Consider the following 13,468-nt stretch of genomic DNA (forward strand, 5'->3'; position numbering starts at 1 on the left):
GCCTAGAGCGGCCGTGCTGCGAGCATGCGTTCGAGGGCGATCTTGGCGTTGTCCTTGACCGAGTCGTCCACCGTGATGCGGTTGACCACGCGGCCTTCCACCAGTTCCTCGAGTACCCAGGCGAGGTAGCCGGGGTGGATGCGGTACATCGTGGAGCAAGGGCAGATCACCGGGTCGAGGCAGAAGATGGTGTGCTGAGGGTTCTCGGCGGCCAAGCGGTTGACCATGTTGATCTCGGTGCCGATCGCGAAAGTGGTGGGCTCGGTTGCGGCGGCGATGGCCTTCTTGATGAAGTCGGTGGAACCCGCGCCGTCCGCCGCGTCAACGACTTCCATGGGGCACTCGGGGTGCACGATGACGTTCACGCCAGGGAATTCGGCGCGCGCCTTCTCGATCTGGCCTACGTTGAAGCGCTTGTGCACGGAGCAGAAGCCGTGCCAGAGGATGACGCGGGAATCCAGCAGGGTCTGTTCGTCGCTTCCGCCGAGTTCCTTGCGCGGGTTCCACATGGGCATCTGCTCCAGCGGCACGCCGAGGGCCTTGGCTGTGTTGCGGCCCAGGTGCTGGTCAGGGAAGAAGAGAACCCGCTGGCCACGTTCGAAGGCCCACTCGAGCACCGTCTTGGCGTTGGAGGACGTGCAGACGATGCCGCCGTTGCGTCCGCAGAAGGCCTTTAGTGCCGCCGAGGAATTCATGTAGGTCACCGGGATCACCGGGGCGCGGCCTTCAGAATCGGGGGCGGTCCCGAAGAGCTCTTCGAGCTGCTCCCAGCATTCCTCCACCGAGTCCTCGTCCGCCATGTCCGCCATGGAGCAGCCGGCGGCGAGGTTCGGCAGGATCACGGCCTGGCCCTCGCTGGACAGGATGTCGGCAGTCTCTGCCATGAAGTGCACGCCGCAGAAGATGATGGCCTCGGCGTCGGGCTTGGTCAGGGCAGCGTTGGCGAGCTGGAAGGAGTCACCGACGAAATCCGCGTACTGGACAACCTCGTCGCGCTGGTAGAAGTGGCCCAGGATGACGGCCCGGTCCCCCAGCGTCTCCTTGGCGGCGCGGATCCGGGCGTCGAGCTCGGCGTCGCTGGCCAACTTGTACTCTTCGGGCAACTGGCCTTGGCGGGGGGTCGCCTTGGGGGCGTCGTCGGAGCTGGACGCGCCGGGACCGTAAGCCGGTATGCCGGCGAGGGCTTCAGCAAGGTCGTACTCCCACGGGCCCTTGGCCAGAGCGGGACTGCACGTTGAGCCGGCCGCGGAACGGCCGCTTTCGGCTTCTTCCCGCGTGATCAGCTGGATAGCCGTGTTGACGCTGCTCATGGTGTACTCCTGTTGTCTGGCCCGAGTCCGGGCGTGCCGGTGAAGCGGTAGAGGCGGGGCGGGCGGTGTTTTCCGCCCTGGAGGTATTCACCGGTTTCCTCGATTTCCGGTGTTCCCTTGATTTGCCGGCGGAAGTTCGCCGGATCCAGCTGACGGTCCAGGACAGCTTCGTAGACTTCGCGGACCTGTGCCAGGGTGAAGAACTCTCCCAGCAGGTGATAGGCGATGGATCCGTAAGCCATCTTGTTGCGCAGCCGCCACAAGGCGTAGTCCACAATCGCGTTGTGGTCGAAGGCCAATTCCGCGAGCCGGTCTGCCCGAAACCAACGGACATTCTCGGATTCATCGGCCAAGGCGGCTTCCGTGGGCTGCACCAACGCCCAGTAGACAATCGAGACAACCCGCTGGGCAGGCGAGCGGTGCAGGCCGCCGAAGGCATAGAGCTGCTCGAGGTATTGGGGAGCCAGCCCCGTGGTCTCGCGGAGGTTCCGGGATGCGGCGTCCTGGAGGGATTCGTCGTGCTGCAGCGGGCCGCCGGGCAGTGCCCACATGCCCTTGAAAGGTTCGCGGATGCGGCGCACGAGCGGCAACCACAGCGTGGGGCGGCCGGAGCTTTCACTCGGGCGGAGGGCGAAGATCACCGTGGATATGGCCAACGACGGCGGCGCGAGCCTGCGCTCTGCGACATTGGCGGAGGTGGCGTACACGGTATTCACCCCGCTTCTTTGCCGTAGGGACGAGAAAGTTAGTTATAGTCAAAATGACTAGAACTAATGGTACGACTGTCAGCGCGCAGTGTCCAAATGTTTCAGCCCGCGCTCTCCTTGGCCGCAGCTTCCAGGAGGGGCAAAGTGCGGCCTTGGAAATGCGTATTCAGCACGATCACCGAGGACGAACGAAGCACGGTCTTGGTGCCGATGAGCTTGTCCAGCACGCGCTGCAGGTCAGAGTTCGATTTGCCCACCACCCGCACCATGAGATCCGAACTGCCGGAAACGGTGTGAACCTCAATGAGCTCGGGAATGGCGGCCAGGGCTTCGACGACGGCGTCGTGACCCAGGTCCTGGTTGATGGTCAGGGAGCAGAAGGCGACCACAGGATAGCCGAAGCCAGCAGGATCGGGCTGCGGAACCCAGGGAGCCACAACCCCGCGCTCGGCCATCCGGTCCAGCCGCGACTGGACCGTGGCGCGGGCGACCTTCAGGACCCTGGATGCCTCGAGAACAGAGGCCCGCGGGGAGTCGGTGAAAAATCGGACAATCTTGGCATCCAACTCGTCCACAACCATCAGTTTTTCCTACTTCCGCCCAGGAGCTGTACAAATCGGTACTCGATGCCGAGATGTCATACCAGCTTGTAACCATCCTCTCACGAGTGTTTTTCGCCACTTTCCCTCGGAAGCGGTAAATTCGATAAGTCCTACGAGGACCAGCTGACAAACCATCCACAAGAAGGCAAACACGAATGACAACGAAGTCCACCGCTGTTCGACCCGCCATTCCTTCGCAAGGCCTCGGCCATTCGATGAAGCCGCGCCAGCTCACCATGATGGGACTGGGCAGCGCGATCGGAGCGGGACTCTTCCTGGGATCGGGTGCCGGAATCCACGCGGCCGGCCCCGCAGTACTCATCTCCTACCTTGTGGCAGGCACCCTGATCATCGTGGTGATGTGGGCGCTCGGCGAGATGGCAGCCGCCAACCCCAACAGCGGCGCCTTCTCGGTCTACGCGGAAAAGGCCATGGGCAAGACGGCCGGATCCACGGTCGGCTGGCTGTGGTGGTTGCAGCTGGTAGTGGTCATCGCCGCGGAGGCACTCGGCGCAGCAGGGCTGCTGTTCTCCGTCTGGCCGGTCATCCCGGTGTGGGCGCTGGCGCTGGTGTTCATGGTGGCCTTTACGGCGATCAACCTCGCCGGGGTCCGGAACTTCGGTGAGTTCGAATTCTGGTTCGCCATCCTGAAGGTTGCAGCCATTGTCGCCTTCCTCGTCATCGGGGCGGCCTTGCTGTTCGGCTGGTTGCCCGGAGTGGCTTCCCCTGGCCTCGGAAACCTGACCGGCAACTTTGCACCGTCCGGCTGGTCTGGAATTGCAGCGGCGCTTTTCGTCGTCATTTTTGCCTTCGGCGGCACCGAAATCGTGAGCGTGGCCGCTGCGGAGACGCAGAACCCTGCACACAGCGTGGGCAAAGCCATCCGCACAGTGGTGTGGCGCATCCTGGTTTTCTACATCGGTTCCGTCTTCGTCATTGCAGCAGTGCTGCCCTCCGACTCCGAAGGATTGAAGTCCCCGTTCGCCGGTGTCCTGAACCTTGCCGGCATCCCGGGAGCCGGCACGGCCATCACCCTCGTTGCCGTCGTGGCCCTGCTTTCCGCGCTCAACGCCAACCTCTACGGCGCCTCGCGCATGGTCTTCTCCCTGTCTGAGCGCGGCGAAGCACCGGCCTTCCTGTCGCGGCTGCGCGGCGCCCAGGTGCCCATGGCCGCCGTCGGGGTTTCCGTTGCTTTCGGCTTCATCGCCACTGTCTTGGAACTCCTCTTCCCCGACCATGTGCTCCCGGCTTTGCTCAACCTCGTAGGCTCCACTTGCCTCGTGGTCTGGGGAACGGCGCTCGTGTCACAGTTCATCCTGCGCCGCCGCGCCGACCGCGAAGGAACTGAACTGCCGCTTCGCATGAAGGGATTCCCGTTCCTCACGGTATTCGGCCTGGTGCTGCTCGCCCTGATCTTCGTGGTGGGCTTCTCGAATGCCGAGAGCGCGGGCCAGCTCAGCGGCACGTTCCTGTTGATCGCGTGCATCGCCGTGGCCTGCAGGATCGGCGCCAAGGTCAAGTCCGCACGAAGCGCCTAAACAAACCCAACTAGCTCGCAGTTGTTGTCGTTTTGAGCCCTCATAACGACATTAACTGCGAGTCAGTTGGGTGGGCAGAGCGGTGCACAAACTGCTATGTGTTCCCACGGGAAAGCTGGCAGTCCATGGCAGTTTGACTAGCGCCGAATAGGCGGATTGCCTACGATCCAAACAGTGACTACGGTCACGTCCATGGACTCATTTCTTCCCGTCGTGGCCGCAGCCGACGCCGCGCCCCTGTCTCCCGGACAGCTCAGGGAGCTGTATTCCCTGATGGCTGCCGTTCGGTACCTCGATACCTCGGCCGTCGCCTGGCAGCGCCAGGGAATCATCCCCGGCTACGCTCCGGAACTCGGCCAGGAAGCCGCCCAGGTCGGCAGCGCCTACGCCCTCGACACTGCCCGCGACTTCGCTTTCCCGACGTACCGCGAAATGGGCGTCGCGAGGACCATGGGTGTGGACATGGTGGCATACATGTCCACCCACAAGGCAACGTGGCACGGCGGAATGTACGATCCACTGGCAAGCCGCCTCGCGCCCATCCAGGCCGTGGTGGCAGGCTCGGTGCTTCACGCCGTCGGCTGGGCCCACGGCCAGACGCTGAGCGGCGACCACGGAGTGGCCCTCAGCTACTTCGGCGACGGTGCTTCCTCCCAAGGCGACGTCCACGAAGCCATGAACTTCGCCGCCGTGATGAATGCACCTGTTGTCTTTTTCATCCAGAACAACGGCTGGGCGATTTCTGTGCCCACCGAACGGCAGGTGGCCGGCGGCTCGGTAGCTGCACGCGCCGCGGGCTACGGAATCCCGGGCATTCAGGTTGACGGCAACGATGTGGTCGCCGTCTACGAGGCCACCCGCAACGCCTTCGCCCACTGCCGCGCAGGAAACGGTCCGGTCGTGGTCGAGGCCATGACCTACCGCCGCGGGCCGCATTCCACCGCCGACGATCCCGGTCGCTACAGGAGCCTCGACGACGAGCGCATCGACGCCGGCGAGGACCCGCTGGAACGCCTCCGCAAGCGTTTGCTGGCCGAAGGCGTAGCCGACGAGGCATTCTTCACCGCCGCCAACCAAGCAGCCCGGGCGGAAGAAGAAGCGATCTGCACCGGAATCGAAGCCCTCGGCCCCCGGCCCGGCAACGAAATGTTCGATTTCGTCTTCCAGGAAACCACCCCCGCACTTGAAAACCAGGCCGCCCGTTGGCGCGAGGAGTCCGAACATGTCTGAGAGCACCACCGCCATCCTTGAAGCCGAGGCAGCGGCCCGGACCCAGTCCGTAAAGCTTTCCATGCAGCAGGCACTCAACCGCGCGTTGGACGAGACCCTCTCCACCGATCCAAAAACGGTGGTCTTCGGCGAGGACTGCGGCCAATTGGGCGGAGTCTTCCGTATCACCGACGGACTGCAGGCCAAGCACGGAGAATCCCGGGTCTTTGACACGCCGCTCGCAGAATCGGGCATCCTGGGCATGTCCGTAGGGCTGGCCATGGCCGGCTTCCACCCGATTCCGGAAGTACAGTTCGATGGCTTCGCGTATCCCGCCATCAACCAAATCGTGTGCCAGATTGCCCGGATGAACTACCGCAGCCGAGGCACTTTGCCGATGCCGATCACGCTCCGGGTCCCCAGCTTCGGCGGGATCCGCGCCCCCGAACACCATGGCGAAAGCCTCGAGGCCCTCTTCGCGCACGTTCCAGGGCTCAAGGTTGTCTCACCGTCGGACCCGCACGATGCCTACCACCTGCTCAAGTACGCGGCTTCGCGGCCTGACCCGGTGATCTTCATGGAACCGAAGTCCCGGTACTGGCAAAAGGGCGACGTCGACACAGCCGACGGCGGTACCCTCACCGGCGCCCGCATTGTCCGGCCTGGTCGCCACCTGACCCTCGTGGCCTGGGGTGCCATGGTGGCCCGGTGCCTGCAGGTTGCCGAACTCGCAGCGGAAGACGGAATCGACGTCGAGGTCCTTGATCTGCGCTGGCTCAAGCCGATCGACGCCGAAGCGCTGGCGACTTCCGTCGGAAAGACGCGGCGCGCCGTCGTTGTGCATGAAGCTCCGCTGACCTCCGGGCTGGGGGCCGAAGTGGCCCAACTCATCACGCAAAGCTGCTTCGACACGCTCAAGGCGCCCGTCGAACGGGTCACGGGCTTCGACGTGCCGTATCCCTCCGGCGACCTCGAGGACGAATACATTCCGAACATTGACCGCATCCTCCTGGGGATCCAACGAGTACTGGAGTATCGACGTGGCTGAAATCAGCTTCCCCCTGCCCGATCTTGGCGAAGGCCTCATCGAGGCGACCGTCCTGGACTGGCTCGTCTCTCCGGGCGACCAGGTGGAACGGAACCAGCCGCTCGTGGAACTGGAAACGAGTAAATCCGCCCTCGAGTTGCCGAGCCCGCAGGCGGGTAAAGTGATCCGTATCCACGGCGCGCCGGGCGAGACCATCAATGTCGGTGAGCCGCTGGTGGTGTTCGAGGTGCCGGACAATACAGCCGGCATCGTGGGCACCGTTCCCAAAGATGACGCACCGAAGCGCCGGGTCCGCCTGAGCGCTGTACTTGATGAGGACTGACACCATGAGCGGCAGGCACACGGAAGCGCACATCCACACGGTGGAGGGCACAGACCCGCATCTGTTCGTGGAAGTCCATGAGCCCGCCGAAGGCACCGACGCCGGGTTGCGCCCTGTCCTGCTGCTGCACGGTTTCTCCTCGTCCACCAAACTCAATTGGGGCGACACCGGCTGGATTTCCACCCTCAAAGCCGCCGGCCGGCGTGTCATCACGGTGGACCTTCCAGGGCATGGCCAGAGCAGTTCACCCGAGGACCTGGACTCCTACTCCCCGAGCCGGATCCGCGCGGACCTTCTCCAGATAGTCGCCGACGCCGGTGCGCGCCCCGTGCGCGCCGGTGACCCTACCAGCGGGCTCGACGTCATCGGCTATTCTTTGGGCTCCCGGCTCGCCTGGGAATTCGGGGCAACCCAGCCCGAACTGGTGCACCGGCTGGTGTTGGGCGGCCCGAACAAGGAAGACCCGCTGGCGTCCTTCGATCTCCCGGCAGCCCAGCGCTACCTCGCGGACGGCACGCCGATTGAAGACGAGTCCACCGCAGGGTTGCTCAAGATGGCACAGCTCTTGCCGAGCAACGATCTCTTTGCGCTCTTGTCCCTCATCGAGGCCATCAAGGGGGAACCATTCGATCCTGCCGAAGCCGTGCCCCATATGCCGATGCTCCTGGTGGCCGGCGAAAAGGACGAGCGCGCCGTCACGATGCCGGAGCTCGCTTCGATCGCGGCCCACGCCGGCGGCATGGTTGAACAGCTTTTGGTCCCGGGGCGGAACCACAGCAACGCCGTGACCAGCCGGGTTTTCAAGGATGCAGCGGTGGCGTTCCTCGGCGTCTAGAGTGCTGGCGGAACGGCGGGGTTAGCCGGCCAGCCGCTCCGCATTGAGCGTCATACGCTCCAGCACGCTGACTGCCATGGCGTATTCGTCGATACCGATCCCCATCGAGAGGTCCCGGCGGGAGTCTTCAACGAGCCGCAGGGCTTCAGTGTGTTTTGCGTGGCCCAGTTCGCTGAGGCTGAGGCGATCGTCCACCATGATGATCATGCCGCGGCCTACGAGCGCGGCGAGTTCGCTTTCGCGACGTCGCGTGTCTCCGCCCCAAAACGGGTTGAGTATTCCGTCAAGATCCTCGGGGCCAAGGGGTGTCTCAGCGAGGACATTGAGGGTCTGCCACTGCCTCCGGCTGAGTTTCAACCTCGCCAAGGTGCTGTCCAGGTGCGCCTCCAATGCGGCGTCCAGGCGTTTGGTCCAGTAACCGATCGGCTTGTTCACATGGCCCATCGTGGCAGCGCAGAGCGGTCCCGGCAACAAAGGTAGGCTTGATTCAGCGCTGGATGACGTGGAAGTGAGACGAATGGGCATGCGCTTCAAGGACCGTGCGGACGCCGGACGCCGTGTGGCAGCAGGGCTTCCGCAGCTCCGGCAACGGCCGGACACCATCTTGCTGGGCCTCGCCCGCGGTGGGGTCCCCGTGGCGGCCGCTGCCGCCGTCGAACTCCACCAGCCATACGGCGCCATTCTGGTACGGAAACTCGGCATTCCGGGGCGTGAAGAAACAGCGTTCGGCGCCTTGGCCTGGTCCAACGGCAGGATCGTCCGCATACTCAACCGGCCCCTCGGCGAACGCATGCTGCGGCACGGAATCACCCAGGCTTCCCTTGAAGCGGTGGAGGTACGCGAGCGGGGAGAACTCCTGCGGCGTGTGAAGACCTACCCTGGCATCATCTTTGACCTCACGGGCAAGACCGTGGTTCTTGTCGACGACGGACTCGCCACGGGCGCAACGATGCGCGCCGCCGTCGAGGCCGTCCGCGCAGGCGGGGCGGCGACTGTGGTGGCCGCCGTCCCCGTGTCATCCCTCGAAGCCCAAGCGTCCATCAGCCGCGTGTGCGATTTCATGATGTGCCTGCACACGCCCGGCAAGTTCCACGCCGTTGGCGCGTTCTACGAGCACTTCGAACAACTGACCGACGACGACGCGGTGCGGCTTTTAGAGCAGGCGGTGTAGTTAGTGAGCCGCAGGAGCGTTGCCGGTTTCCGCGTCATACGTGAGCGAGCGTTGGAGAATTTCGCGTCATACGTGAGCGAGCGTCTGACTGCGAAGGGGAGGGACAGCACAAAGCGACGTCGTCGGCGATAGCTCGCCGCCGTCGTCGTACATGCCGCGGCGGGTTCAGTCCTTCCGCTCGAGGAACTCCCGCACGCGGGCGCGGGCCGGCTCGCGGTCGTAGCTGTTCACGAGGGCGGCTGCCATGCGGACAGGGTCACCGAAGAAGAAGTACTCATACAGGGCCTGGCGCCCGGCGAACGCTGAAATGCTGGCATCGAAAGCGAGCTTGAAGAGGCGCACGCGCTCCGGGCCGGTCAGCGTCTTCGCCTGCAGGTACAGTTCGATGTCCGGCAACGCCTCACTCGCCACGTCCGCTTCGCCCGGCAGGGCCATGAGGCCGGAGGCCGAGAACTTCCGGATGATGGCGGGGAAACGCTGGGCAACCTTGGGGTACCAGTTGCGTGCCGCATTCAGGGTGGGCCAATGCGGCAAGAACACGCCATCCGGGCTTGGAGCCGCCTGGGCTTCAGCGGCAACCATGAGGGCCTTGCCGATTTCGACGGTTTCGATCAGCTCCGCCAGGTCCTCCTGGATGTGCTGGAAACCGTCAACCCCGATCGATGCCGCGATCTCCGAGGCAAGGCCAAGGAAGAACTCGCTCTTCGCGATGGTCCGCGTGACCACCTGATGGGTCATGAGGGCACCGGCGCCGGTCTCGGAGTAAAAGGCATTGCACAGTTCGGGATGGCCGAGCATGAAGATGCGCTCGTTGGGAACGAATACATGGTCGAAAACGACGACGGCGTCCATCTCCTCGAAGCGGCTGGCGAGCGGCTCGTCGTGGGTGCCTCCGCCGTTGTAGAGCGAGGTCCGGCACAGATAGCGCATGCCCGGCGCATCGTTCGGGAGGGCGAACGCGTAAGAATACGGAGCATCTTCCGGCGTCGAGCGCAGGAGCGTCGAAGGGAACACGAGAAGCTCGTCGGCGATCGGCGCGATCGTCGCGAGCATACGCGCGCCGTGGACCACGATTCCGTCTTCGCGTTCTTCCACGACCCTCGCCGAGAGCTGCCCTCCGAGCTGCTCGGAACCTGACACCGAACGGTTGACCTGTGGCGGGATCAGCGTGTGCGTGGCCAGGAGATCGTTCTCGCGGCAATGCTCGTAGTATTTGCGGATGTTTTCGCCGAACATCGGATCGGCCTGGGCAAACCATTTTTCTGCGGCCGCGAGCGCCGTGAGGGCGCCGTTCATGTAGTCACCCGTCCGGCCCAGGAACCCAAGGGAGTACTCAGCCCAGGTGCGGATGGCCGCATGCCTGTGTTCGAGGTCTTCTTTGCTGCGCGGCACCAGGAAGGAGGCATTCACCCGGTCACCCGTCGTCGGGGATTCGTAGGTGAGCGCGTCGGCATACTTCGGGTCATGTTGCATGTCGAAGAGCTTCGCGTACGTGCGGGCCACGTTCCTGAAGGACGGGTGGTCGGCGATCTTCTCGGTGACCATTTCGCCGTCGATCAGGACGTGGGGGTTCATCGAGTTGAGCTTGTCCAGGTACTGCTGTCCGGTCCGGATTCCCATGGTTGTCTCCAATGATGGTTGAGCTGAAACGGCATATGGATGCGGCGTCGACGGGCGCCGGCAACTACAGAAGATCCTCCATTCCCAATTGGCTTTCCGGGACGGTGGTGAAGGAGCTGTTGGCGAAGGCAAGCGCATCGCCGCTGCGGTAGTTGAAGTCCACCACTTCACCCAGGTAGAGGGTGTGGTCGCCGCCGTCGTAGGCCGCCCATGGAGTGCATTCGAAATAGGCGAGGACGTTGGATAGCCGCGGCGCGGTCCCGCCTTCGACCCAGCGGGGCTCGGGCCCGGGTCGGCCCGCGAAATGCAGGGCGAGCTGCTTCTGTTCGGCGCCCAGGATATTGACGCTGAAGGGGCGCCCGGCGAGTTCGTCGTGCGCTTTGGTGTTGCGGGCGATGCTGACCAGGACCAGAGGCGGTTCCATGGACACAGAGGTGAAGGAATTGACGGTGATGCCATGCCGCTTGGTGGCGCCGTCGAACGTCACGATGGCAACGCCTGTGGCAAAGCGGCCCAGGCTGCCGCGGAAGTGATGTGCCCGCGGCCGAGAAGTGCGGCCCAGGGGTCCGGGCTCCGCGTTCTGGCTGGACTTGGCAATCATCGTAGATTCCTGGTTGGAGATTGTTCTGTATGTGAATTTGTTCTATATTTGAACAACAAATTCTCATACAGAACCATAGTCTTTTGCGTGCTACAGCACAAGACGGCGGGCCGGCCGCGTCAGGCCCCAACATAGGATGGAGCGCATGATGTCTCCCAGCGCCGCGAAGAGTCTGCAGGAAACGACGGCGACGGTCTCGCCGTCGCAGACCCTCTCCCGCGGAATCCAAGCCTTGGAAATCCTCGCGGCTGCCGAGCGCCCCCTGACCATCGCAGAACTCGCCGGCGCCTTGGGCGTCCATCGTTCAGTGGCCTACCGGATCCTCCGCACGTTGGAGGATCACTCCCTGCTGGTGCGCGACGCCGCCGGACGCGTCCAGCCAGGTCCGGGCCTTGCGGTGCTGGCCAGGGGCGTCTCCCGCGACCTCCAGACGGCCGCCCTGCCGGAGCTGACCCAGCTTGCCAACACCCTGAACATGACGGCCTTCGTAGCGGTCTGGGACCATCAGGATTGCGTCACACTGGTCACGGTCGAGCCTCGCCACTCGGCCGCGACCCTGGCTCAACATCCCGGCACGCGCCACCCCGTGAACACCGGGGCACCTGGAATCGCGATCCAGTCCACCATGAGCGAAGAAGAATGGTCCGCCCGCGCTCCGGGCCTGCCGTATCGACCGGAAGCGGCAGAAGCGCGCCGGCTCGGCTATGCGGCAAGCCACGACGAAGTCATTGCCGGGTTGTCTTCCTTGGCCGCCCCCGTCCAGGTGCCGGGCGGCCGGCCCGCGGCGATCGCCGTCGTCTACATCCGCCGCGAACAGGACCAGGCCGCCGTCGGCGAAGCACTGGCAGCGAGCGCGGCCCGCATAGAGTCCCAGCTGGCGTAGGGATCCCGCACGTCGCCGTTTGATGCCTCTTGTTTTCCAACGCTCGCTCCCTTACAAGGCCAAAACCGGGCACCCATGTGCAGATGATGTGAGCGAGGGTTGCCAAAAAGCGGCCCATAAGTGAGCGAGCGTTGTTATTGCTGCGTGCTTGGCCGGCGCCGGAGGACGAGTCCGGCAACGATGCCGAGCACCAGAAGTGCGCCCGAAGCGGCCGTGGACACCACAAAAGCGGCGCCAGGACCTTGGGTTTGGGCCAACTGGCCGGCAAGGTAGGCGCCCAACGCCGTACCCGCCACGATGCCGCTCGCCAGCGCGGTCATGACGGTTGCCATACGGCCGGCCGGGGCCACGACTCCCCCGATGCTGAAGACCGTCACCATAACGGGTCCCACGGGAATTCCGAGCACCAAAAGAACAATGACCATCGGCCAGATCCCGACTGGAAGGAACAAGAGAAGAGAGAACGCCGTCATCGCGGCAGCGGCGAGCGCCCAACGGATCGCCAGCCCGAAGCGCCGCGGCCAATAGGCAACGGACAGCGCAGCGACGGCGGAGCTCAGGCCCATCACGGAATACATCAGCCCCGCAATTTCCGCCGTGGCGAACTGGGCGGAGAAAGCGCTCAACGCATTCTGCGTCGCACCAAAGAATGTTCCCATGCAGACCATGGCCAGCACCGGCACCGCGACCTTCAGCCAGGCCAAGGAACGGACACTTGACTGCTGCTCCGTAGGAACACTCCCGACGCCGGTGCTTCCCTTGCGCTTTGCCGGCACCACAGCCAATTGTGAAGGATGCACCGCGAAAGCCGGCACGAGCGTGGCAGTAAGGACTGCCGCCAGTGCGAGGGGAAGCCAAGGCGCTACGAGGCTCGCGAGAATACCGACCAGCGCGGGACCCAGGACGAAAGTGACCTCGTCCGCGGTTCCCTCGTAGGACAAGGCGGTGTCCAGGTCTGCACGACTGGACGCCACGCTTCCGGGACCGGTGGCATTGGCCCCGGCCCCGGGGACCGAATTCCGGGTGTTCAGGTTTCGGGTAGTCAGGGCCATCCAACGCACACGGGCCATGGGCCCCACCTGCGGGCAACTTGCCCCGGCGAGGAAAGCCGTCACCAAAATGGCAATCGCGTCCGTGGGGGCGTTGAAATCGGGCGTCAAGTACGCGGCAACGAGCAAGGCGATGACGGTGACGGCGTTGACAGCCGCGGCTACGAGAAGGACAGGGCGCTGGCCTGAGCGGTCAGCGAGCGAGCCGAGTATCGGCGCGCCCAAGGCCGATCCGATGCCGACGGCTCCGGCAGCCAGGCCGCCGATGGCGTAAGAATGGCTGACGGCCGTTACAAGGGTGAGGGTGCCGACTGTCAGCATGGCGAGGGGCAGCCTCGCGAAGAGTCCCAGCGGCAGGAAGTTGCGGCCTGCGAGTTCGGGCAAGCGGGCGAAGCGCCCAGGCAGGCGCGAGCGGCGGGGCGCGGCCGATGGGGACTCGGCCAAAGGGGGCGCAGAAGGAAATGAAGGGGCGGCCTGGAGTGCGGTGTTCGCCGCGGAGTTCTGTGGGTAGGAGTTCATGATTCCGGGTTCGCTGAATGGTGCGCATCGTCCCTCCTCCCGATGCGCGCGACC

The 13,468-nt window shown here is 64.4% G+C and carries 14 protein-coding genes; 7 read left to right on the forward strand and 7 right to left on the reverse strand.

Translation table 11 applies throughout. From position 1 onward, the window contains the following. Positions 1-2: 2 nt before the first annotated feature. From nadA to ACSKT0_RS16340, 3 genes are all read right to left on the reverse strand, one after another. On the reverse strand, positions 3-1,310 hold the full coding sequence (gene nadA, locus ACSKT0_RS16330; protein ID WP_437770723.1) for a quinolinate synthase NadA: 1,308 nt from the start codon (positions 1,308-1,310) through the stop codon (positions 3-5). Beyond that, complete coding sequence (locus ACSKT0_RS16335) at positions 1,307-2,017, reverse strand: NUDIX hydrolase (protein ID WP_437774052.1); 711 nt, start codon at positions 2,015-2,017, stop codon at positions 1,307-1,309. The genes nadA and ACSKT0_RS16335 overlap by 4 nt, the downstream gene beginning before the upstream one ends. Before the next feature lie 101 nt (positions 2,018-2,118). Then, positions 2,119-2,598 carry an Lrp/AsnC family transcriptional regulator gene (locus ACSKT0_RS16340; protein ID WP_437770724.1) on the reverse strand — a complete coding sequence of 160 codons (480 nt, stop codon included), beginning with the start codon at positions 2,596-2,598 and terminating at the stop codon, positions 2,119-2,121. 176 nt (positions 2,599-2,774) lie between these two features. Between ACSKT0_RS16340 and ACSKT0_RS16345 the strand changes: the two genes are divergently transcribed. The 5 genes from ACSKT0_RS16345 to ACSKT0_RS16365 all read left to right on the forward strand — a co-directional run bounded on the left by ACSKT0_RS16345 (position 2,775) and on the right by ACSKT0_RS16365 (position 7,571). Continuing rightward, the gene (locus ACSKT0_RS16345; protein WP_437770725.1) at positions 2,775-4,157 is read left to right on the forward strand and encodes an amino acid permease; all 1,383 of its coding nucleotides are present in this window, start codon (positions 2,775-2,777) and stop codon (positions 4,155-4,157) included. A gap of 192 nt (positions 4,158-4,349) precedes the next feature. Beyond that, the gene (locus ACSKT0_RS16350) at positions 4,350-5,387 is read left to right on the forward strand and encodes a thiamine pyrophosphate-dependent dehydrogenase E1 component subunit alpha (protein ID WP_437774053.1); all 1,038 of its coding nucleotides are present in this window, start codon (positions 4,350-4,352) and stop codon (positions 5,385-5,387) included. Next, on the forward strand, positions 5,380-6,414 hold the full coding sequence (locus tag ACSKT0_RS16355; RefSeq protein WP_437770726.1) for an alpha-ketoacid dehydrogenase subunit beta: 1,035 nt from the start codon (positions 5,380-5,382) through the stop codon (positions 6,412-6,414). Before ACSKT0_RS16350 ends, ACSKT0_RS16355 begins: the two co-directional genes overlap by 8 nt. Continuing rightward, the gene (locus ACSKT0_RS16360) at positions 6,407-6,736 is read left to right on the forward strand and encodes a biotin/lipoyl-containing protein (RefSeq protein ID WP_234747729.1); all 330 of its coding nucleotides are present in this window, start codon (positions 6,407-6,409) and stop codon (positions 6,734-6,736) included. Before ACSKT0_RS16355 ends, ACSKT0_RS16360 begins: the two co-directional genes overlap by 8 nt. Positions 6,737-6,740: 4 nt before the next feature. Continuing rightward, entirely contained in the window at positions 6,741-7,571 is an 831-nt protein-coding gene (locus ACSKT0_RS16365; RefSeq protein WP_437770727.1) for an alpha/beta fold hydrolase, read from the forward strand. A 21-nt stretch (positions 7,572-7,592) separates the two neighbouring features. Here ACSKT0_RS16365 and ACSKT0_RS16370 read toward each other — a convergent pair whose 3' ends face one another. After that, positions 7,593-8,006: a MarR family transcriptional regulator gene (locus tag ACSKT0_RS16370; protein WP_437770728.1), complete on the reverse strand. Its 414-nt coding sequence runs from the start codon at positions 8,004-8,006 to the stop codon at positions 7,593-7,595. Positions 8,007-8,088: 82 nt separating this feature from the next. Between ACSKT0_RS16370 and ACSKT0_RS16375 the strand changes: the two genes are divergently transcribed. Next, on the forward strand, positions 8,089-8,742 hold the full coding sequence (locus tag ACSKT0_RS16375; protein WP_437774054.1) for a phosphoribosyltransferase: 654 nt from the start codon (positions 8,089-8,091) through the stop codon (positions 8,740-8,742). Positions 8,743-8,907: 165 nt separating this feature from the next. Here ACSKT0_RS16375 and hpaB read toward each other — a convergent pair whose 3' ends face one another. Beyond that, the gene (gene hpaB, locus ACSKT0_RS16380; RefSeq protein WP_437770729.1) at positions 8,908-10,362 is read right to left on the reverse strand and encodes a 4-hydroxyphenylacetate 3-monooxygenase, oxygenase component; all 1,455 of its coding nucleotides are present in this window, start codon (positions 10,360-10,362) and stop codon (positions 8,908-8,910) included. Between the two features lie 64 nt (positions 10,363-10,426). After that, on the reverse strand, positions 10,427-10,963 hold the full coding sequence (locus ACSKT0_RS16385; RefSeq protein WP_437770730.1) for a flavin reductase family protein: 537 nt from the start codon (positions 10,961-10,963) through the stop codon (positions 10,427-10,429). 148 nt (positions 10,964-11,111) lie between these two features. Here ACSKT0_RS16385 and ACSKT0_RS16390 point away from each other — a divergent pair, with 148 nt between their 5' ends. Continuing rightward, positions 11,112-11,846: an IclR family transcriptional regulator gene (locus ACSKT0_RS16390; protein WP_437774055.1), complete on the forward strand. Its 735-nt coding sequence runs from the start codon at positions 11,112-11,114 to the stop codon at positions 11,844-11,846. Between the two features lie 134 nt (positions 11,847-11,980). Here ACSKT0_RS16390 and ACSKT0_RS16395 read toward each other — a convergent pair whose 3' ends face one another. After that, on the reverse strand, positions 11,981-13,414 hold the full coding sequence (locus tag ACSKT0_RS16395) for an MFS transporter (protein WP_437770731.1): 1,434 nt from the start codon (positions 13,412-13,414) through the stop codon (positions 11,981-11,983). Between the last annotated feature and the right edge of the window lie 54 nt (positions 13,415-13,468).

Origin of the sequence: Arthrobacter sp. KNU40 (genome assembly GCF_051515115.1) — a bacterium.
GTDB lineage: Bacteria > Actinomycetota > Actinomycetes > Actinomycetales > Micrococcaceae > Arthrobacter.

What these genes read in the sequence shown, in the direction of transcription:
- nadA (WP_437770723.1), bottom strand. Translation starts at nt 1,310, where the DNA reads ATGAGCAGCGTCAACACGGCTATCCAGCTGATCACGCGGGAAGAAGCC.
- ACSKT0_RS16340 (WP_437770724.1), bottom strand. Translation starts at nt 2,598, where the DNA reads ATGGTTGTGGACGAGTTGGATGCCAAGATTGTCCGATTTTTCACCGAC.
- ACSKT0_RS16345 (WP_437770725.1), top strand. Translation starts at nt 2,775, where the DNA reads ATGACAACGAAGTCCACCGCTGTTCGACCCGCCATTCCTTCGCAAGGC.
- ACSKT0_RS16350 (WP_437774053.1), top strand. Translation starts at nt 4,350, where the DNA reads ATGGACTCATTTCTTCCCGTCGTGGCCGCAGCCGACGCCGCGCCCCTG.
- ACSKT0_RS16355 (WP_437770726.1), top strand. Translation starts at nt 5,380, where the DNA reads ATGTCTGAGAGCACCACCGCCATCCTTGAAGCCGAGGCAGCGGCCCGG.
- ACSKT0_RS16365 (WP_437770727.1), top strand. Translation starts at nt 6,741, where the DNA reads ATGAGCGGCAGGCACACGGAAGCGCACATCCACACGGTGGAGGGCACA.
- ACSKT0_RS16375 (WP_437774054.1), top strand. Translation starts at nt 8,089, where the DNA reads ATGGGCATGCGCTTCAAGGACCGTGCGGACGCCGGACGCCGTGTGGCA.
- hpaB (WP_437770729.1), bottom strand. Translation starts at nt 10,362, where the DNA reads ATGGGAATCCGGACCGGACAGCAGTACCTGGACAAGCTCAACTCGATG.
- ACSKT0_RS16385 (WP_437770730.1), bottom strand. Translation starts at nt 10,963, where the DNA reads ATGATTGCCAAGTCCAGCCAGAACGCGGAGCCCGGACCCCTGGGCCGC.
- ACSKT0_RS16390 (WP_437774055.1), top strand. Translation starts at nt 11,112, where the DNA reads ATGTCTCCCAGCGCCGCGAAGAGTCTGCAGGAAACGACGGCGACGGTC.
- ACSKT0_RS16395 (WP_437770731.1), bottom strand. Translation starts at nt 13,414, where the DNA reads ATGAACTCCTACCCACAGAACTCCGCGGCGAACACCGCACTCCAGGCC.